A 21,395-nucleotide genomic window follows, 5' to 3' on the forward strand; every position below is an offset into this window, starting at 1 on the left:
CCGTGCCGACCCGTGGCGGGCTGGTCGCCTCGGTCCCCGGTCGGAGGGGCCGCGCCGCGTCCGACGCCGGCACGTCGACATGGCGGAGGAGACCCGCTGGCACCGCGTGTCGGTTGCGTTCGTTCTCGTATTCGGCGGCAGCCGCCCTGCCGGACAGTTGCGGGTGGCGGAGAGGGAGCTTCCGGGGCTGATCCCGGCAACTTGTCGAAAGGTACGGCAGAAGTGGAACGTGGCTCGCTGCGCCTTTGGCAAATCAACGTCGCGGGGACGCAAGTTGCCGTTCCGCTATCTCGTCGCACCTCCCAGAATGCTCGCTGCCACCGGCCAAAACGGGCGCCGAGCACGCCCGGAGATGCGCCGCCGGAAACAGAATGCGACGCTGGGGCATCGACCAGTGTGAGCGAGCGATTTCCGCTGCCTGGTTCTCGGCAAAACGAGATCCGACGCAGCTTGCCTCGAGTACGCAGAAGAGCATTGGACCGACATGTGACTCGACAGCCTAATCAAAACCGAGCGTGGGTGAGTGGAGCAGCCGTGACAACGCGCGTCAGTGACCAGGTAACGCCGGATTCTTCTGCTCCCGCCGAGGAGCTCTTGGGTGAGTTGTTCGCGGCGCAGGCAGCCCGGACCCCTACCGCGATCGCGGTGGTGTCCGGGGACGCGTCGCTGTCGTACGCGGAGCTGGACGCGAGGTCGAACCGGTTGGCCCGGTACCTCGTCACGCGCGGTGCCGGGCCGGGGCGGCTGGTCGCCGTGGCGACGGAACGGTCCGCGGAAATGATCGTCGCCGTCCTGGGGGTGCTCAAGGCCGGCGCGGCGTACCTGCCGATCGACCCGGCCAACCCCGCCGACCGGATCGCGTTCATGCTCGCCGACGCCAATCCCGCCGCCATCCTCACCTCACGCGCCCTGGCCGGGACCGCTGTGGGCGCGGCGTCGGACGGTGCGCGCCCGGGCGTGCGCGGCGAGCCGATGATCATGCTGGACGACCCGGCGGTCCGAGCCGCCGTGGCCGCTCTGCCCGACACCCGACTGTCGGACGCGGACCGGCTCGCACCGCTGCTACCCGGGCACCCGGCGTACGTGATCTACACGTCGGGGTCCACGGGCCGGCCCAAGGGTGTCACGGTGGAGCACCACTCGGCGGCGTGGTTCGTGTCGTGGGCGGCCTCGACCTTCGCGGACCGCTTCGGTCGGGTGCTGGCGTCGACGTCGTTGAGTTTCGACGTGTCGGTGTTCGAGCTGTTCGGACCGCTGGCCTGCGGTGGGTGCGTGGAGGTTGTGCAGGATGTGCTGGTGCTCGCGGGGGGCGGATGGTCGGGAAGTCTGATCAGCACCGCGCCCTCGGCGATGGCGGGGGTGCTGGCCGCCGCGGAGACGTCCGCCACCGCGCAGACGGTCGTGCTGGCGGGCGAGGCGCTGACCGGGCCGGTGCTGCGGGCCGTGCGGGAGGCGGTGCCCGGCGCCCAGGTGATCAACGCGTACGGGCCGACCGAGGCCACGGTGTACGCCACCGCCGGTGACGTGGGGGCCGGGCCCGATCTGGACGACGGCCCGGTCCCGATCGGTCGGCCGCTGCCGGGCGCCCAGGTGTACGTACTCGACGACGGGTTGCGACCGGTCCCGGTGGGGGTGACCGGCGAGCTGTACCTCGCGGGCGCGGGGCTGGCGCGGGGATATCTGAATCGGCCGGCGTTGACCGCGGACCGGTTCGTGGCGTGCCCGTTCGGCGCGGGGGAGCGGATGTACCGCACCGGGGATCTGGTGCGGTGGGCCGGCGATGGCCAGCTGGAGTTCCTGGGACGCGCCGACGACCAGGTGAAGATCCGGGGACTGCGGATCGAGCCGGGTGAGATCGAGGCGGTGCTGGCCGCGCAGCCGGGTGTGGGGCGCGCGGTGGTGGTGGTGCGGGAGGACCGTCCCAGCGACCCGCGCCTGGTCGGCTATGTGGTGCCCAGGCCCGGCGACCAGGTGGATCCGGCGGCGCTCCGCAAGGAGGCCGCCCGGACGCTGCCGGGATACATGGTGCCGGCCGCGGTGCTGGTGATGGACGCGCTGCCGCTGACGGTGAGCGGGAAGCTGGACCGGCTGGCGCTGCCAGCGCCGGACTTCGGCGCCGCGGCTGGCTCCCAGGAACCCGCAACTCCGCAGGAGGCCGTGCTGTGTGAGCTGTTCGCGCAGGTCCTGGGCATCGATCGGGTCGGGGTCGAGGACAACTTCTTCGACCTGGGCGGCCATTCGCTGATGGCGACGCGACTGATCAGTCGGGTGCGGTCGGCGCTTGGTGTGGAGCTGGACATCCGGGTGGTGTTCGAGAACCCGACGGTCCAGTCGCTGGCACGGTCGCTGATGGAGGCGGGCAGCGCGCGTACGCCGTTGACGCGGGTGGCGGATCGGCCGGAGCGGCTGCCGTTGTCGTTCTCTCAGCAGCGGTTGTGGTTCATGAACGAGTACGACGGCCCGAGCCCGCTGTTCAACGTGCCGTTCGCGTGGCGGCTGCGTGGCGGGCTGGACGCGGAGGTGCTGGCGGCAGCGCTGCGGGATGTGGTGGGCCGGCACGAGGCACTGCGTACCGTGTTCGCGGTCGCGGACGGCCAGCCGTACCAGCGGGTGTTGGACGCCGCGGTCGCGGTGCCGCAGGTGACGATGGCGGCGGCTGATCAGGCGAGCCTGCCGGGCCTGCTGGAGCAGGCCGTGCGGTACGTCTTCGACCTGGCCGGCGAGCTGCCGGTGCGCGCGTGGCTGTTCCGGATGGGGCCCGCCGAGCACGTGCTGGTGCTGGTGATGCATCACACCGCCAGCGACGGCTGGTCGGCCGGGGTGCTGGTACGGGACCTGAGCGAGGCGTACCGGGCGCGGCTGGACGGGCGGGCGCCGGAGTGGGCGCCGCTTCCGGTGCAGTACGCCGACTACACGCTGTGGCAGCGTCGGCTGCTGGGCGAGGACCGCGACGGAGACGGCGTGCTGGCTCGGCAGCTGGAGTTCTGGCGTTCCGCGCTGGCGGGGCTGCCCGATCAGTTGGACCTGCCGGCCGACCGGCTGCGGCCGCCGCAGCCGTCGCATCGTGGCGGCCTGGTCGAGCTGGAGCTGGACGCCGGGTTGCACCGCAGTCTCGAGGAGCTGGCCCGCACCCACCGGGCGACGGTGTTCATGGTGTTGCAGGCAGGGCTTGCCATGTTGCTGTCGCGTTCCGGGGCCGGCACCGACATCCCCATCGGCACGATGGTGGCCGGCCGCACCGACGAGGCGCTCCACGACCTTGTCGGGTTCTTCGGTAACACCGTGGTGCTGCGGGTCGACCTGTCCGGCGACCCGGGCTTCGGCGAGCTGCTCGGCCGGGTGCGGGAGCTGGACCTGACGGCCTTCGCCAATCAGGACGTGCCGTTCGAGCGCCTCGTGGAGGAGCTCAACCCGGTCCGGTCCGCCTCGCGGCACCCGCTGTTCCAGGTGATGCTCACCTCGGACGACGACACCAGCAGGCAGTGGCAGGTGCCGGGCCTGCAGGCGCAGACCGAGTCGCTGGTGGGCGAGACGGCCAAGTTCGACCTCAGCATGTTCTTCCGCCCGGAGTACGCCGCCGACGGCTCGCCGGCCGGGATCCGGTGCTCGTTCGAATATGCCCGGGACCTGTTCGACGAGTCGACCGCGAACGCCCTCGGCGGCCGGTTGGAGCGACTGCTGAGCCAGGCCGCCGCCGACCCGGGTCGCCGCATCAGCGAGCTGGAGATGCTGACGCCGGCTGAGCGGGAGCTGGTGGTACACCGGTGGAACGACACCGCCCTCGAGGTGGCCCCGGCGACGGTGCCCGGGGTGTTCGCGGCGCAGGTGGCCCGGACCCCGGACGCGGTCGCCGTCGTCGACAGCCAGACGAGCCTGACCTTCCGGGAGCTGGACGAGCGGTCCAGCCGCCTGGCGGCGATGCTGGTGGACGCGGGCGTCACCGCGGAGTCGCGGGTCCTCGTCGTGATGCGGCGGTCGACGCAGCTGTGGGTGGCGCTGCTGGCCGTCCTGAAGTCCGGTGGCGTGTACGTGCCCGTCAACGTCAGCTGGCCGGTGTCGCGGATCGCGTTCGTGGCCGGCGATGTGGGCGCCGTGGCGGTGCTGTGTGACGAGGAGATGGTGGACCTCGCCGAGCAGGTGCGCCCCGACGGCGCGCCGATCCTGTTGGCGACGGCGGCGGACGCCGCCACCGGGGCGCCGGAGGGCTTCACGGACGCGGACATCCACCCGAACCGGCTGGCGTACGTGATCTTCACGTCCGGATCGACCGGGGTGCCGAAGGGTGTCGCGGTGACGCATCAGGACGTCGTGGACATGGTGCTGGATCCGGCGTGGCCGGAGGGCGTGCACGAACGGATGCTCGTGCACTCGCCGCACTCGTATGACATCTCGACGTACGAGCTGTGGATAGCGCTGCTGCGCGGGGGCACGCACGTGGCCGCGCCGCCGGAGGAGATGAGCATCGCCCGCCTGGCGGAGGTGATCGCCTGGGCGGCCCCGACGGCCATGTGGCTCACGTCGGCGCTGTTCGACGCGGTGGCGGCGGAGCAGCCGTCGGCGCTCGCCGGGTTGCGGATGGTGGTGGTCGGCGGGGACGCCGTGTCCGGCGCCGCGGTGCGGCGGGTGGTCGAGCGGTGCCCGGGCGTGCTGATGGTGAACGGGTACGGGCCGAGCGAGTCGACGACCTTCACGACGTTGCACGCGATGACCGACTTCTCGGAGGAGCAGGCGGCGCAGCCGGTGCCGATCGGCGGCCCGATGGCCAACATGCGGCTGTACGTGCTCGACAGCGCCCTGCGGCTGGTGCCGGTGGGCGTGACGGGCGAGCTGTACATCGCCGGCGCGGGCATGGCGCGGGGGTACATGAACCGGCCCGGGCTGACCGCCGAGCGGTTTGTGGCGTGCCCCTTCGGTACGGGCGAGCGGATGTACCGCACCGGCGACCTGGTCCGGTGGAATGCCGATGGCCTGCTGGTGTTCGTGGGGCGCGTCGACCTGCAGGTGAAGATCCGGGGCTTCCGGGTCGAGCCTGGCGAGATCGAGGCGGCGCTGGTCGCGCAGCCGGAGGTGGGCCAGGCCGCGGTGATCGCCCGGGAGGACCGTCCCGGCGACCGGCGGCTCGTGGCGTACGTGGTGCCGGTGCCCGGCGGCCGGGTGGATCCGGCCGCGGCACGGCAGGAGATCGCGCGGACGCTGCCGGAGTTCATGGTGCCGTCGGCGGTGGTGGTGATGGATGCGCTGCCGCTGACGGTGAACGGGAAGTTGGACCGGCGGGCGTTGCCGGTGCCGGACTACAGCGCCGTGGCCACCGGCCAGGAACCGGCAACGGCGCGCGAGTCGGTGCTGTGTGACCTGTTCGCCCAGGCACTGGGCGTCGACCGGGTGGGTGTCGACGACAACTTCTTCGACCTGGGCGGCCATTCCCTGCTCGCCGCCCTCCTCCTGGCCCGGCTGGAGGACCAGCTCGGCATCAAGATCGGGCTGAAGACCTTCCTCGCCAACCCCTCGGTCAACGGCGTCACCAGCTACGTGTCACTGTCCAGCACAGAGCAGCGCAGCGCGAGCGCCAACGCGTAAAAGCTCGAAGCGCACTGGGTCTGGTGGAGTTTCCACCAGACCCAGTGCGCTTCAACCGTCCACCATCGTGGTGCGGACAATGGGGACTTACGTCAGCCCGCACTGAGGTAGCTGTAGAGACGGTCGACGCCCTCGGCGACGGTGTCCTCGCCCTTTGCGAACGCGATCCGGATCTGCGGCGGGCCCGTCCGAGCCGATCCGTAGAAGCACTGGCCGGGCACCACGCCGACGCCGGCTTCCAGCAGCAGGCGTTGGACCAGCTGCGCTTCCCCTTCCCCGGGGCGGGCGAACGAGGTGGCGTCACACATGACGTAGTAGGCGCCGGCCGGCCGCTGGAACTCGATATTGCATTTCTCCAGCCCGGTGACGAGGATGTCCCGGCGTTTCCCGTAGACCTCTCTCAGCTCCTCGAAGTAACTCGTCGGCAGGGAGAGCGCCGCGGCACCGGCCGCCTGGAACGGCGTCGGCGCCGCGATCGTGAGGAAATCATGCACGCGGGCCACGCGTTCCATGAGGTTCTGCGGCCCGGTCACCCAGCCGACCCGCCAACCGGTCACGGAGAACATCTTCGACAGCGCGTTTATCGTGATCGACTGCTGATCCATACCGGGGATGTCGGAAATCCTGGCCGGTCGATCATTCGTGAAGTACAGCTCGTCGTAGATCGCGTCGTGGATGACGATGATGCCCAGCCGCAGGCACACGTCGGCAAGACCCTGGATCTCCTCGCGAGTGAGGACGCGCCCGGTCGGGTTGTGCGGTGAGTTGATGATGACCGCACGTGTGTTCTGGTCGGCAGTGGCGGCGACCTCCGCCGGATCGAGCACCCAATCGGGACCCTTCAGTTGCACATACCTGGCTTCCACGTCGATGAGTCGCAGATTGACCGTGTACGACTCGTAGGCCGGCTCGACGATGATGACGTTGGAGCCCTTCTCCGCCACGGCGAGCAGCGCGGCCAGCATGCCCTCGGTCGCTCCACACGTGACGCAGATCTGCGTTTCCGGGTCGTAGGGCGCGGGCATGTCCCAGCGCCGCTGCTCGAATTCGCTGATGGCCTCGAGGAACTGCGTGCTGCCGCGGGGTGACGTGTACTGGTTGTCGTTCGACCGGATGGCCGCCACGGCGGCCTCCTGAAGGGCAAGCGGAAGCGGATAGTTCGGTATGCCCTGGGCCAAGTTGACGGCGTTCGCCGCTTGGCAGGCGCGGGTCATACCGCGGATCACCGACTCGCCAACCGGAATGTTCGCCGGCGATCTGAATATGTTTTCCAGGTCTGGTGTTACCGACATGAGCTGATTCCTTCCAGGGTGTGCCGTGGTGTTTGGGTCGGGCTCATCTCGCCGGCTGCTGTTCGCGGGGCGAGCCCGGGCGTGGTGTGGTTCGGCGCGTGCCCGAGGCCCGACGAGGAGGCGAGCGCGCGTCCGCCTTTCCACAGGGCGAACGCGCGCCCGCCCTCCCGCAGGGCGAGCGCGCGTCCGCCTTCCCGCAGGGCGAATGTGCCCCCGCGGGAGGCGCAGGAGTGACGGGGTGGGCCGATCGCGGGCGGGACGCCGGGGCCGGGGTGCCGTGCGAGCGGATGGTCATGCCGTGGATGCGGGTCGCGGGCCTGGCCGCGCGGCGGGTCTGGCCGCGAGCTGGGCCGTCCATGGGGCTAGCCCAGGGCGACGACGCAGCTCGCGGGCCATCTCGACAGGAGGGTGCGGCACCGGGGACTAGTCGAGCTGGGCGCAGATCTCATCGAGGAGGCGGTATTCGGCCGCCTCGTCCTCGTCTCGACCGCCCAGCATGTAGTAGCCGAACTTCATATGCTCCATCGGGCCGTTGATCTGGAGGATCCCGTTCCTGAGGTCGGTGATCGCGGCTTCCACGTCCTCGAGCTCGACCTCGGTGTTCTCACGGATGTAGAGGGCCGTCATGCGCCTCGCGGGAAGGATCTCCCCGTGCCAGGCACGGACCTGGGCAGAGGAGTTGTAGCTGTCCCAGTACATGCGCGAGCCGGGGATGATCCCGGGCGCCGCGACGGAGATGCTGGTGATCAGGTCGCGGTAGGTTTCGGCCATCGACAGCCAGCTGTTCACCTCGGTCTTGAGGTTCTTCAGCGTCGTACCCGGTAGGCCCATGATCCCCGACGCGTAGAGCTTGTAGTCGAGGTTCCGCGCGAGCTCCAGCGCCTCCTCGATCCGCTCCGGCCCCTTGTTGATTCCCTTGGAGTCCGCCTTGAGCAGCTTGGGGTCGAATGCCTCGAGACCCACGTTCCACGTGCGCACGAAACCCTTGCACAGCTCCGCCGACTCGAGGAACTCGTAGACCAGGCCGTAGGCCAGCATGAACCGGTGCTTCTGCAGGATGGGGGACTTGGCGCAGGCGTCGGCCATATCGTCGAGGTAGGAGATGTTCCCCTCCCACTGCTCGCGCGAGAAGCCGAGAGTCGAGTCGCCGGTGGCGTAAACGTTCGCGCCGAGTTCTCCGACGATGTTCTCCAGCACCGGAATCGCCGACTCGACGTCCGTCGTCTTGGGGGTCAGGCCCTGAATCGAGCAGTGCTTGCACCGGCGGCCCGGCCGCTTTCCCCAGGTGCACCCACCGTCCAGCGGCACCGTGACCATTCGCTTGAGGTCGTAGTGCTGGGAGTACCAGACGTTGAACGCGCGGTCATAGTGCTTCTCGAGCTGGTCGAGGATCAGTCGGTAGTCGGGCAGGATCCGGCGGTCCAGCGGGAACGTGCCGGCATCCTGATTGACGACCTCACCATCCGTTCCCCGGTAGGCCAGGGACGGGATCCGGCTCAGGTCCAGCCCGCCCTGCAGGTGGGTCAGCAGGCCCATCATGGTGAACGGGCCATTGTTGCCGGTGCTGATGAAGTCCACCAGACGGCTGCCGTATTTGCCGGTCAGCGTCTCCTGGTAGAGGATCCCGGCGTGGTCGTTGCCGAAGACCACGACGGCCTTGGGGTTGACGCGCTTGATCTCCGCCGCCACGATCATGGCCCACAGGGTGGTGGCCGTGTAGACCGTGAAGGCGGCAACGTCCGGCGGGTCCTCGTTGATGGCGGTCCTGACCTGCTGCCAGTCCAGGTGGCTCATGTCGACGTAGCGCCAGGCGATGTCCGGGAAGCACCTGGCCTGATAGGTGATCATCTCGACCAGGCTGGCGTGCGGGTAGACGGAACCCTCGTTGAGGTGGCGCTCTTCCTCGGATCTCCCGTCGAGCATGGCGTTGCCGGCATCGTGGGCATCGCGATGCGCGGAGGTGAGCGGCAGACCGAAATACCACACGGATCGGATGTTCTTCGATGGCTTCGACGCCGTTGAGCCAGGATAATCCCAGCGGTAGCGAGGATCGGCCCCTATGATTTCCTGATTGGGCTTGAGACTCATCTTCATGGCCAGCACCTCCGACTATCCACAGGTCCTGCGGCCCTGTACCGAATATTTTGTTGAAAAGCGTCACAGATCCTGGCGAGCGACCGCGGGTCCGCCATAACTCTGTGATTTCGCCACGCGGCTCTTGTGTATCGGATCCACGGTGACGGAAATTTTGGTCTTCCGGCATGCGATGGCGCTACGCGGAAGCGGGTTTTGACGGCGGCGCGGATGGTCCGTGAGAGTGAGACCTCCGTACTGCTCGCCGTCCAGCGGCGTCGTGTCATGGCCGTGGAACCCGTCGCAGGGCATCGCTACTCCCTTGGCCGCGAGTCGCGGATCACGCGACGCGGTTCTGTCAGGCCAAACGCATTCAAGGCCAAATTTTATTGGCGACGAGGGAGGGGTGGCATCTCGCGGCTTGCTGTGGTGCACGCGCCCCGGAGCATGGTCGTCGTTCTTGCCCCGGTCGAGTCCGCAATGACAAAGACGCCCATCCACGCCGGTAGCGCCGAAGATGGCTCTGACACCCAGTCGGCCCCGCCGGGCTCACGGAGCGGGCAGCGCCGTCGCTCGCCCGCCACCGCGGTTGACCGCTCGGGGGAAGGCACACGTTTCTGGTCCGCAGAGGAGGAAGATCGCGATGCCTGAACAGCCTGTCGGTCGCGCGGTGGTGCTTGGCGGTAGCTTGGCTGGCCTGCTCGCCGCCAATGTGCTCGCCGAGGTGTATCCCGAGGTTCTTGTCGTGGACCGCGACGAACTGGCCGGGGTGGCGGCGTACCGGAAGGGCGTCCCGCACGGTCGGCACGCCCACGGTCTGGTCGCCCGTGGGCAACAGATCCTGGAAAAGCAGTTTCCCGGTCTGACGGCGGACATGGAAGCCGCCGGTGTCCGGCCCGGTGATTTCAGCGGTGCGATTCGCTGGTACTTCAACGGCATGCCGCTTCGTCAGGCGGTCACGGGTCTGCTCTCGGTGCCGTGCACCCGGCCGGTCATCGAGCACCAGGTGCGCAACCGGGTGGAGAAGGTCAGCAACATCCGCTTCCTGGAGGGGTACGACATCGTCGGGCTGGAGGCGACGCCCGACAAGAGTCGCATCATCGGCGCGCTCGTGCAGCGTCGCGACGGTGGTTCGGGCCCCGAAGCCCTCCGTGCCGACCTGGTGATCGACGCTACCGGCCGGGGGTCACGGACGCCGGCCTGGCTGGAGGAGTTCGGCTACTCCCGGCCCGAGGAGGACCGGGTGAAGGTGGACCTCGCCTACACCACCCGCCATTACCGGGTCCCTGCCGACCCGTTCGGCAGCGACATCGCCATCATCGCGGCGGCGACACCCACGCATCCGCGTGGCGCCTTCTACTACCGGCTTCCCGGCGAGGGCGGACGGGTCGAGCTGTCGCTCACCGGCGTTCTCGGCGACCACCCCCCGACCGACCCGGAGGGATTCCTCGAGTACGTCCGGTCGCTGCCGGTGCCGGAGATCTACGAGTCCATTCGCGATGCTGAGCCGATCAACGACCCGGTGATGTTCCGCTTCCCGGCGAGCGTTCGCCGCCGCTTCGAGCGGCTCACGCGGTTTCCGGAAGGGTTTCTGGTCATCGGCGACGCGGTGTGCAGTTTCAATCCCGTGTACGCCCAGGGCATGGCCATCGCCGCCGTCGAGTCCCGCGTCCTGGCGGACAAGCTCCGTAAGACGCCCGTGCCCGACGCGCACGAGTTCTTCCAGGAGATCTCCCGCCAGATCGACTCGCCGTGGGAGTTCGCCGCGATCGCGGACCTCGGATACGCGGGTGTGGAAGGCCGGCGGACCGTCAAGACCCGCATCATCAACGCCTACGTGGCGAGGCTCCAGCGCGCAGCGGTGCACGACGCGAGCCTCACCAATGCCTTCATGCGGGTGGCGGGTCTCATCGACGAGCCGACGGCCCTTCTTTCGCCGGGCAGGATTCTCCGGGTGTTGCGGCAGGCCGGTCGCCGGCCGAGCCAGGTCTCGGCACCGGTGCCGCTCCGCGCGGGCCGCGACTAGTACGGGACCTGCCATTGCCCGCCTACTTTCGCGATGAGCATCCCGCGCATCGTCGGAGATAGTCGGCCCACACCTTCCGGGCAGGTCACCTGCTCGGCTCTACTCCCGCGTCGCCCACTGCAAGGTGACGTCCGCACCAGCGGACGTCCGTCTAGGAGGAAGAAATACGATGGTGACTGTCCAAGCGCCGGCCAAGACCGAACTCGTTCACCGCGCGTCCGAGCTCGTCCCGCTCCTGCGGGAGAAGGCTCTCTGGATGGACGAGAACCGGCAGATGCACACCGATGTCATCGACGCGCTGACCAGTGCTGATCTGCTCAAGATGCGGGTTCCGGTCCGCTACGGCGGCTTCGAGTCCGACATGGAAACCGTCGTGGATGTGCTCGCGGAGCTCGGGCGAGGCGACGGTTCGACCTCGTGGACGGCCGCGGTCTGGGCCATCAGCACCTGGATGCTGGGGCTGTTCCCGGACGAGGTGCAGGACGAGGTGTTCGCGACGCCGGACGTGCGGATCAGCGGAATCCTCAGCCCGGGCGCCGTGGCCGTGCCGACGGACGGCGGCTACATCGTCAACGGCAAGTGGTCGTTCAACACCGGCGCGCAGCAGAGCACGTGGAACACGAACGCGGCGGTCACGCCGACCGAGGACGGCGGCTTCGCGCCGGTCATGACCCTCATCCCGATCGCCGACCTGCACGTCATCGACGACTGGCACACCTCGGGCATGCGCGGCTCGGGCAGCGTCACCACCATCGCGAAGGACCTCTTCGTCCCGGCGGAGCGGGTGTTGCAGATGGGGCCCGTGCTGCAGGGCCAGCACCTGTCCAAGCTGAACGCGAGCGCGCCGATCTTCAATGCGCCCTTCATGCCCACCGCGTGCGCGACGATCAGCGCGCCCGCGCTCGGCCTCGCGATGGGCGCCAAGGACGCGTTTCTTGAGCGGCTGCCCGGCCGGAAGATCACCTACACCAGCTACGAGAACCAGAGCGAGGCGCCGATCACCCATCTGGAGATCGCCGAGGCGATCACCAGGATCGACGAGGTTGGGTTCCACGCCCACCGCGCGGCCCGCATGATCGACGCCAAGGGACTGGCGGGGGAGCAGTGGACGCTCGAGGAGCGGGCCCGCGTCCGGCTCGACCTGGGCGCCGCATGCCAGCGGTCCAAGGAGGCGGTCGACGTCCTCGCCGGCGCCAGTGGCGGTTCCTCGATCTACCGTGACGTGCCGATCCAGCGCATTCAGCGGGACGTGCAGACGCTCAACCTGCACGCCATCCTGCACCCGAACACCAACCTGGAACTCTATGGCCGGATCCTCTGCGGTCTGGGCCCGAACACGCCCTACATCTGATCGGCGCGCGTTCACCGGCCGCCGAGGAGATCCAGTGGATCGCGCTCGGGCGGGCCCCCACGATCTGAGCCCTGCGCCGCTTCAGGCGGCTCGCGACTGACACAGGGAGGTTGCTAGATGCGTCCGTTCCGCATCGAAGTTCCGCAGTCCGATCTCGACGATCTGCACCAGCGGATCGACAACACGCGCTGGCCAAACGAGATTCCGGGCGTGGGCTGGGACCGCGGCGTGCCGCTGGACTATCTCAGGGAGCTGGCCGACTACTGGCGTGACGGTTACGACTGGCGGGCGGCCGAGGCGAGCCTGAACGCGTACCCGCAGTTCGTCACCGAGATCGACGGCGTGAACGTGCATTTCCTGCACGTCCGCTCGCCCGAGGAGGGCGCGCTGCCGTTGATCCTGACCCACGGCTGGCCGGGCACGGTGGCCGAGTTTCTGGACGTCATCGGGCCGCTGAGTGATCCGGTCGCGCACGGCGGCGACCCTGCCGATGCCTTCCACCTGGTGATCCCGTCGATTCCCGGATACGCGTTCTCGGGCCCGACAGGCCAGGTGGGCTGGGACACCGGTCGGGTGGCCGGCGCGTGGAAGGAACTGATGAGCCGCCTGGGCTACGACAGGTACGCGGTGCAGGGCGGCGACTGGGGGATGCCGATCTCACTGCGGTTGGGCCTGGCCGATCCCGAGCACGTCGTCGGCATTCACCTCAACATGTTCGCGGCGTTCCCGCCGCCGGACCCCGCGGCCATGGCCGGCCTGGGCGAGACCGATCTGGCCCGCTTGGAGTTCACCGCCAAGTTCATGCAGGACGGGACCGGTTGGCAGCGGATCCAGTCCACCCGGCCGCAGACGCTGTCCTACGCACTGACCGACTCGCCGGTGGGTCAGCTGGCCTGGATCGCCGAGAAGTACAAGGAGTGGACCGACTCGGCGAAGGTGCCGGAGGACGCCGTGAGCCGTGACCACATCCTCACGGCGGTCTCCATCTACTGGTTGACGGCGACGGCCGGGTCCAGCGCCCAGCTCTACTACGAGTCCAGCAACATGGACGCCGACTTCATCCGGACCTGGGCCGGGCCGTGGCCGCTGACGATGCCGGTGGGCGTCGCGTCGTTCCCCAAGGACGCGGTGCGGCCGGTGCGCCGGTTCGCCGAACAGCTCCTGCCGACTCTCAGCCAGTGGACCGAGTTCGACCGGGGGGGCCACTTCGCGGCTCTGGAACAGCCCCAGCTCCTGGTCGGCGACATCCGCAAGTTCGCCCGTTCGCTGGCGCGCTGACCGTACGGGTGTCGTAGCCCGCGTGGGCCGGAGGCCGTTTGCGCCTCACCAGGCCCACGCGGGTCGTTCCGTCGCGGGAACGGCCCGAAGACCTCCCTCGGCACAAGGCGAGCGATGGCCTGGCGGCGCGGTGGTCGGGGTCGGTCTGCGCGGTCGACCCGGCCGGCGTCCTGTTCCAGCGCGGCGGGTACGCCGCACAAACGATTCGCTGATAACCCAACACAATTATCTCGGCCGTCTTCGACGGCGCACTATGGAACGTGGGCGGAGCCGACGCCCGCAACCTCCAAGATGTGACGTCCATGCCTGAGACTGCATCGTAGGCGTACGAGCCTAATGCGCTTGGCCAAACACGCCAAGCTGGCCGAGATGCGGAAGGAAGATCTGCGCGTGACCGTTGACATCGCCAAAACGCAAGGGCCATACGAGCGGACACTGGCAGCAGAGTCTCCCTTTTTTCCGCCCAGCCCCTACGATTCCACAATTGTCGGGGTGGGCACTGCCTCGTCCTCCACGTCCTTTTCCCAGCAGGATCTGCTGGACACCTTCGCGATCTCGGATCCGAAGATCCGATCCGTCTTCCTCAACAGCGCGATCCGCCGACGCTTCCTCGAACTGCCGCTTCCGGCGGACGACGGCACCCCGTCTGCGGAGACGCAGGCAGACCTGCTCGACCGGCACAAGAGGTTGGCCGTGGACATGGGCATGCGCGCCCTGCAAGCGTGCCTGGACGACGCTGGTGCGACGGTCGCCGACATACGTCACCTGTGCTGCGTGACCTCCACCGGATTCCTCACGCCGGGGCTCAGCGCGCTCCTCATTCGGGAGCTGGGCATCGACCGGCACTGTAGCCGGACCGACATCGTGGGAATGGGGTGTAACGCGGGGCTCAACGCCCTGAACGTGGTGTCGAGCTGGTCCGTGGCCAACGCGGGGGAGCTTGCCGTGGTGCTGTGCACGGAGGCTTGTTCTGCCGCGTACGTACTGGACTCGACCATGCGCACGGCGGTCGTGAACAGTCTGTTCGGCGACGGTGCCGCGGCGCTTGCCGTGGTCGGGCGCCCCGCCGGCGACTCCCTGGGCGTCGCTGGACACCCTCGCATCCTCAAATTCGCCAGTTGCATCATTCCCGAGGCGATCGACGCCATGCGCTACGACTGGGACAGCGTCCAGAACCGGTTCAGTTTCTTCCTCGACCCGCAGATCCCGTACGTCGTCGGCGCTCACGCGGAAATTGTCGCTGACCGTCTGCTGGCGAACACCGGCCTGCGTCGGAGCGATATCGCGCACTGGCTCGTGCACGCCGGGGGCAAGAAGGTCATCGACGCGGTGACGGTCAATCTCGGATTGAACCGCCACGACGTGCGGCATACCACCAGCGTCCTTCGTGACTACGGCAACGTTTCAAGCGGTTCGTTCATCTTCTCGTACGAACGCCTCCTGCAGGAGAGCGTGACCACCCCGGGCGATTATGGAGTGCTGATGACCATGGGTCCTGGTTCCACGATCGAGACAGCGCTGATCCAGTGGTGAGCGCGGCAACCGTCCGGACAGGCCGGGGTGAGCGCTACGCCCCCGGTGGCGCACAAGGCGACGTCGAGCTTCGCATCGACGGCTCGAAACCTCTGACGATGGAGTCCGTCGCCGCGGTGGAAGCCGCCTGCGCGGCGGCCGAGTCGAACAACGGCACAGCCATGCTGACGGTGCAGGTGACCGGCACACCCGGAAAGGACTGGACGCACGGCCTGAACGTGGCGCTGGTCAGCAAGTGGGAGCGGTCGTTGCGCCGGATCGAGCGTCTCAGCGTCACGACTGTCGCGGTCGCTTCCGGCGAGTGCGGGGGCCTCGCCCTGGACGTCCTGCTGGCAACGGACTACCGCATCGCCACGCCCGACATCCGACTGTCCCTGCTCGTCGACGGGGAAGCCACCTGGCCCGGAATGGCGATCTTCCGACTCGCGCAGCAGTCCGGCGGGAGCCGTCTGCGCCGGGCGATCCTCTTCGGTGCCCACCTGGACGCACGTGAGTGTGTCGACCTGGGCCTCGTGGACGAGTTGACCGATCACCCGGACCTGGCGCTGACCGCCGCGGCCGAGATGGTGAGCGGTCTGTCCGGCAGAGAGTTGGCCGTCCGCCGGCAACTCATGTTCGAGGCCCCGGCCACCAGCTTCGAGGACGCCCTCGGCCGCCACCTCGCGGCCTGCGACAGAGCCCTGCGGCGGTCGGCCGCCACCGGAACGCAATAGCGGATCCACCACGCGGAAGGGGAGGGTTCGGGTGCGCCGGGCCCACCGGCCAACCCTTCCGGTCCGGTCGTGGGCAGAGTTACCTGCTCTCCGGGGAGCGCGCACCGCACTCTACGAGAATTGCCGACCCGTTCTGCGGTCTACAGTGGTCATGCCCGGGTGGAGAGGCGATTCCTGCGAAATCCGTGCGCGTCTGGCATCACCGAAACGGGGCTACGTTCCATTAGTTGGCTCGGGCCAATGTCTGAACGCGCGCCCATTCCCGCAACAAGGGGGAATTGTGCATCGAAGAATCGCGAAGGGCCTCGCTGTCGTCGTCGCCGCGGCGACGGTGGCGGTCACACCTGCCGTCACCGGCGCCTCGGCGTCGCCCGGAGCGGAGACGGCAACCGCCGCGAGGATCACCTGGGCGCCCTGCGGGACGACCGACCCGCAGGGGGTCCGCGCCGAGTGCGGCCTGCTCGACGTGCCGCTGGACTACAGCAGACCGAACGGCAGGAAGATCCAGATCGCTGTCTCGCGGATCAGGTCGACGGCGCCCGCCAAGGACTACCAGGGCGTCATCTTGGCCCTTCCGGGTGGCCCCGGCAACTCCGGGCTCTGCACGTCGGCGGATTGCGTCCCCGCGAGCGTCGGGGACGCCTACGACTGGATCGGCTTCGACCCGCGTGGCGTCGGCTCCAGTGTGCCCGCGCTGTCCTGCGACAAGGACTACCTCAACGGGCCGCGCCCGGAGTACGTCCCGTGGAGCCGGAGCATCGAGCAGACCTGGCTCGACCGCTCGAAGAGCTACGCCGACGCCTGCCGGGTGGCCGGCGGCGCGCTACTGGACCACATGACCACGCTTGACACGGTCAAGGACGTGGAGTCGATCCGCAAGGCTCTCGGCGTCGGCCGGGTCAACCTGTACGGCATCTCCTACGGCACCTACCTCGGCCAGGTGTACGGCACGCTGTACCCGAAGACGGTGCGCCGCATGGTGCTCGACAGCAACATCGACCCGCGCAGGGTCTGGTACCAGGCCGCCCTGGACCAGGACGTGAACCTCGAACGCAACCTGCGCATGTGGTTCGAGTGGGTGGCGAAACACGACGACGTCTACCACCTCGGCAAGACCACCAACCAGGTCAGACAGCGCTGGTACGCGAAGCAGAACAACCTTCGTACGGCGCCGGCCGGCGGCGTCGTCGGCCCGGCCGAGTTCACCGACATCTTCATCATCGCCGGCTACTTCCAGTTCATCTGGCCGACCCTGGCCGAGTTGTTCGCCAGCTCCGTCACCGACCCGGAGGCCGAGCTGTTGGTCGCGGCGTACGAGAGCTCCTTCCGCCCCGCCAACGACAACACGTTCGCGGCTTTCAACGCGGTGCAGTGCACCGACACCCGGTGGCCGCGCAGCTGGAACACCTGGCGGCGCGACAACTGGCGGACGTTCGGCAGCGCGCCGTTCGCTACCTGGTACAACGTCTGGTACAACGCGCCGTGTCTCTTCTGGCCCGGCAAGGTCTCGAAGCCGGTCGAGGTCGACGGGTCGAAGGTCGAGAGCGTGCTGTTCGTCAGTGGCACCTTGGACGCGCTCACGCCGTTCGAGGGCAGCCTCGAGGCGCGGCGTCGCTTCCCGAACGGCTCGCTGCTGGCGGAGATCGGCCAGACCACCCACGTCAACTCGTTCAACGGCAGCCCGTGCATCACCAGCGCCATCGCCGACTATCTCGCGACGGGTGAGCTGCCGCGGCGCAAACCCGGCAACCAACCTGACGCGACGTGTGACGCCCCGCCGCAGCCCGACCCGACCCCATCGTCGCCGCAGGCGTCGTCGCCGGGAGTCGGCGATGCGGCGGTGCTCGCACCGCTGCACGCGGTGCGCCGCTGAGGTCCGCCCGTCAACGCTGCGTGGCTCTGCACGCCACGACGCCGGCGGTAGGCACCCACCGACAGTCGCGTCAGCGGCGGACGCGCAGCACGACGGCCCGGTCGCGATGCGGCCGGGCCGTCGGTGCTTGTCTGGCTTATCCCACACAGTTGGCGGGAGGGGCGGGGCGTCCGCCGAGCCCCGACGCCGTCGCTCAGTGCCCGCGTTGCTCCTGCTGCATTGGCGCGCGATCGAGCAGCTCCGCGTACGCCACATCGAACGCTGCGGCGGCCGGCACGGCGAGATCGGGTTCGATGCCGGTGCCCTCCCAGTTGCCGCCCGTGATCGGATTGATCGAGTAGGCGTGCGGCACCGCGATCTCCATCGTCGGCGTCAGCGCGAAGACGGTGGCGAGGTTCGCTCCGCCCCGCGTCTTCTCACCGACCAACCGGGCCCGGCCGCGCACCTTCAGGTTCAGGCAGAGTTCCTCGCCGCCGGAAAAAGTCCGGTCGCTCGTCAACACGGACAACGGGCGGTCGAGGTATCGCGCGCCGGGCAGCCACGCCAGGCTCCAGAACTGCCGGGTCTGGCCGGTGACCCGGTCGTGGATGCTGTTGAGGTGCGTCGGTTCGGCCGGAAGGAAGTAGCTGCTCCACAGCGCGACGCCGTCCGGTGAGCCGCCTTCGTTTCCACGTAGATCGAGGATGAGCGCGTCGGTGCGCGACACCAGATCCATCGCGCTGACGATCGCCCGGCCGCCGTCCGTGGAACCGCTGATGCGGCGCACGTCCAGGTACCCGATGTTGCCGTCGAGGATCTCCACCCGGCGGATGCTGGCTTTGGCGGAAGCACGGCGCTCGTCACGCACCCGGACCCACAGGTGCGCGTCGGGGCACACGTCGAGCAGATCCTCGGTGAGGCGTTCGGCAAGCGTCGACTCGTCCAGACCGTCGTACGCGCCGGCGGCCAGCCGCTGCCGGAGTGTCGTGGCGGCGGCCTCGGCGCGCTCCGGGAGGACGTACCTGTCCCGCAGCAGCTCGATCGCCCGCTCGACCAGGTGCACGCTCACCGTGCCGGTGTGGGTGACGCTCATGCGCGCTCACATTCGTCGAGGTGAGTGGCCGCCGGCACGGTGTGCCGACGCCGCGGCCGGCCGACCCGAGCCGTCGGCCGGGCAGTTCGCAACAGTGTGCGGCTGACACCCGCGATCGCCGACAGACGCCCCGCGTTAGGCGTGCCGGGCGTCGGCCTGCGTCGCGCCGAAACGCAGTCTCGCGTGGTGCTCCTGGGCCATCCGTCGCAACGCCGACAGCGCCACGTCGAGCAGGACCCCCCGCACCACCACGGCGGCCCGGTCGGCGCCCACGCCGTCGGCGGGCAGCAGGTCCAGGTCCTGTATCGCGAGCCTCTCGGCCGCCGCCGCGTAGGGGGTGAAATAGTCCATCCCGCACTCGCAGCCCAGCCGTTGCAGGGTGAGGACCACGAGCGCGAGCCGGTCCCGGCTGGGCGCATCCATGTCCAGGGACCAACCGAGTTCGTCGACGAAACGGTCGACGTCGGTGCGTACCTGCTTCGCACCATCCACGCTGTGCAGAGCCGGCTCCTGCGGAAACAGCGCGCGGTCGACGAGCGCGTACAGCGCGGGGAGCGGGACCTTGTCGTTTTCGATCGCGGTCAGCAGCTCCCGCACCGAGGTGAGTTCGAGCTGACCGATATTGGTGAGTGCCCGGATGAGTCGCAGCCGCCGCAGATGGGCTTCGCCATACACCGCCTGGTTACGGCCGGTCGGGGTGCCCGGGGGGAGCAGACGCTCCCGGAGGTAGAACTTTATCGTTGCGATTGGGATGCCGGTCTGCCTACTAAGATCCGAGATACGCATCAGGCTCCCCGCTGTCGACAGCACCGACCAAATCAGTGTACGGGTCGGGGCACACGTTCGTCACCTTCGATGTTGCAGTTCGTGCAACCCCTCGCGCGCGGGAGGCACCGGTTCCCGCGGGCGGCGTCGCATCGCGGCGGCCAGCCCCGCGCCGGCAAACAACACGCCGGCGACCACCGCGAGTGCCGGCCGGCTGGCCGTGGCGAAGCCGTCGCGGAACGCGGCGCGGTGCGTGGGGTCGGGCAGGCGGTTCTGCAGCACAGCGCCGATCAGCGCGGCACCCAACGCGGCGCCGGCCTGGCGTGCGGTGTTGAGCAGGCCGGAGGCCGCACCCGCGCGTTGCGGGGTGATGCCGCGCATCGCCTCGGTGGTGGTGGGCGCGATGGACAGGCCCATGCCGACGCCGATCGCGACGAGCGGCCCGGCGAAGGTGTGCCACGACGACGAGGGTCCGGGCAGTACCGCGACTCCGAGCACCCCGACGGCCTGCACCGCGAGGCCGGCCATGAGGAGGATCCGACCGCCCACCCGGTCGGCGAGCCGGCCGGCGACCGGTGCGACGGCGCTGAGCGTGATCGTCCACGGCAGCGCGGCGAGACCGGAGGCGAGCGGGCTCATGCCGAGCATGTTCTGGGTTTCCAGCACGAAGACGAACAGGAAACCGTACAGGGCGAAGGAGCTGATGACCGTCAGTGCCGTTGCGACGGTGAAGTTCCGGTCACCGAAGAGGTCGAGCGGCAGCAGCGGCTCGGCGGCCCGCCGTTCCCACCAGACGAACAGCGCGAGCAGTGCCACCCCGGCGACGAGGATGTGCGGGACTCCGACCGGACCCAGCACCGGGCCCCACGCGTAGCGCTGCCCTTCGACGAGGCCGAACACGATGGCCAGCAGACCTCCGGTGGCGAGCGCCACGCCCAACGCGTCGAACCGGTGCGCGCGGGCCGGTCGCACGCGGGGCAGGTAACGTGCCGCAAGCAGCAGTCCGGCCAGACCCACCGGCACGTTGAGGTAGAAGATCGACCGCCAGCCGGCCGCCGTGACGAGCAGGCCGCCGAGGGTGGGACCGCTGACCGCGGCGACGCCGGCCACCGCGGTGAAGATGCCGAAGGCGGCGCCGCGGCGGTGGGCGGGGAAGACGGCCGAGATCAGGACCAGGGCCTGCGGCAGCAACGCCGCGGCACCGATTCCCTGCAGTACGCGGGCGGCGACCAACTCGCCCGTGCTGTGGGACAGCGCGCACCAGATCGACGCGACGCTGAACACGGCGAGCCCGGCGACGAAGACTCGGCGTGGCCCGACCCGGTCGCCCAGCCGCCCGAACGTGATCAGCAGCGAGGCGAACGCCAGCAGGTAGCCGTTGAGCACCCACAGTGCGCCAGCCACCGGCGTGTTCAGTGCCGCCATGATGTGCGGCGCCGCGGTGTTGACGATCGTCGTGTCCAGCAGGATGAGGAAGTTCGCCAGACACAGCACGGCAAGCACGGACCACGGACTGCGATGGGCAGGTCGGCGGGGCATGTCACTCCTCGGATCGATTCCCGGCCACGGTGCCGAGGCGTTGCCAGTCATCGATGCGTTGTGCGGCCGCGAGTGCGGCCCGGGCGACGGTTTCGACCAGCGTCCGGTCGTCCGGGTACCAGCGCTGGTACTCCTCGACGGGCCGAGGCTCTGGCCTGGTGGGAGGCGAGCGCGGTGAGCGGCGCGAGGCGCTCGACGGCCTGGTCCGCCGGACCGGGCGCCGCGAGATCACGGTCCTTCCGGAGACATCCGGACCCACCGCCACGGCGTCCAACCGGACGGACGACTACCGCACCCCGCCGG

The 21,395-nt window shown here is 69.1% G+C and carries 12 protein-coding genes; 7 read left to right on the plus strand and 5 right to left on the minus strand.

Annotated elements, in window-relative coordinates:
- Positions 1–534: 534 nt before the first annotated feature.
- Complete coding sequence (locus AB0J33_RS07005; RefSeq protein WP_363610764.1) at positions 535–5,577, plus strand: amino acid adenylation domain-containing protein; 5,043 nt, start codon at positions 535–537, stop codon at positions 5,575–5,577.
- 92 nt (positions 5,578–5,669) lie between these two features.
- Here AB0J33_RS07005 and AB0J33_RS07010 read toward each other — a convergent pair whose 3' ends face one another.
- Together AB0J33_RS07010 and AB0J33_RS07015 are read right to left on the minus strand one after the other, a co-directional pair.
- Positions 5,670–6,869, minus strand: coding sequence for a pyridoxal phosphate-dependent aminotransferase (locus AB0J33_RS07010; protein WP_363610766.1), 1,200 nt, complete (start codon positions 6,867–6,869; stop codon positions 5,670–5,672).
- A gap of 423 nt (positions 6,870–7,292) precedes the next feature.
- Entirely contained in the window at positions 7,293–8,963 is a 1,671-nt protein-coding gene (locus AB0J33_RS07015; RefSeq protein ID WP_363610768.1) for a hypothetical protein, read from the minus strand.
- Between the two features lie 622 nt (positions 8,964–9,585).
- Here AB0J33_RS07015 and AB0J33_RS07020 point away from each other — a divergent pair.
- From AB0J33_RS07020 to AB0J33_RS07045, 6 genes are all read left to right on the plus strand, one after another.
- Positions 9,586–10,968, plus strand: coding sequence for an FAD-binding monooxygenase (locus tag AB0J33_RS07020; RefSeq protein WP_363611363.1), 1,383 nt, complete (start codon positions 9,586–9,588; stop codon positions 10,966–10,968).
- Positions 10,969–11,137: 169 nt separating this feature from the next.
- The gene (locus AB0J33_RS07025; RefSeq protein WP_363611365.1) at positions 11,138–12,319 is read left to right on the plus strand and encodes an acyl-CoA dehydrogenase family protein; all 1,182 of its coding nucleotides are present in this window, start codon (positions 11,138–11,140) and stop codon (positions 12,317–12,319) included.
- A gap of 117 nt (positions 12,320–12,436) precedes the next feature.
- Positions 12,437–13,597, plus strand: a complete 1,161-nt coding sequence (locus tag AB0J33_RS07030; RefSeq protein WP_363610770.1) for an epoxide hydrolase family protein — start codon at positions 12,437–12,439, stop codon at positions 13,595–13,597.
- Between the two features lie 342 nt (positions 13,598–13,939).
- Positions 13,940–15,130 carry a 3,5-dihydroxyphenylacetyl-CoA synthase DpgA gene (gene dpgA, locus AB0J33_RS07035; RefSeq protein ID WP_363610772.1) on the plus strand — a complete coding sequence of 397 codons (1,191 nt, stop codon included), beginning with the start codon at positions 13,940–13,942 and terminating at the stop codon, positions 15,128–15,130.
- A complete protein-coding gene (dpgB, locus tag AB0J33_RS07040; RefSeq protein WP_363610774.1) occupies positions 15,127–15,843 on the plus strand; it encodes an enoyl-CoA-hydratase DpgB in 717 nt (238 codons plus the stop codon). The genes dpgA and dpgB overlap by 4 nt, the downstream gene beginning before the upstream one ends.
- Before the next feature lie 280 nt (positions 15,844–16,123).
- Positions 16,124–17,716, plus strand: a complete 1,593-nt coding sequence (locus tag AB0J33_RS07045) for an alpha/beta hydrolase (protein ID WP_363610776.1) — start codon at positions 16,124–16,126, stop codon at positions 17,714–17,716.
- A 193-nt stretch (positions 17,717–17,909) separates the two neighbouring features.
- On the opposite strand, the gene AB0J33_RS07050 is transcribed toward AB0J33_RS07045, so the two are convergent.
- The 3 genes from AB0J33_RS07050 to AB0J33_RS07060 form a co-directional block, all read right to left on the minus strand.
- Positions 17,910–18,788: a S41 family peptidase gene (locus tag AB0J33_RS07050; protein WP_363610778.1), complete on the minus strand. Its 879-nt coding sequence runs from the start codon at positions 18,786–18,788 to the stop codon at positions 17,910–17,912.
- Positions 18,789–18,923: 135 nt separating this feature from the next.
- Positions 18,924–19,574, minus strand: a complete 651-nt coding sequence (locus tag AB0J33_RS07055; RefSeq protein ID WP_363610780.1) for a MerR family transcriptional regulator — start codon at positions 19,572–19,574, stop codon at positions 18,924–18,926.
- Positions 19,575–19,634: 60 nt separating this feature from the next.
- Complete coding sequence (locus AB0J33_RS07060) at positions 19,635–21,092, minus strand: DHA2 family efflux MFS transporter permease subunit (RefSeq protein WP_363610782.1); 1,458 nt, start codon at positions 21,090–21,092, stop codon at positions 19,635–19,637.
- Positions 21,093–21,395: the final 303 nt, after the last annotated feature.

This window comes from Micromonospora sp. NPDC049645 (genome assembly GCF_040675155.1).
Classification (GTDB): Bacteria; Actinomycetota; Actinomycetes; order Mycobacteriales; family Micromonosporaceae; genus Micromonospora.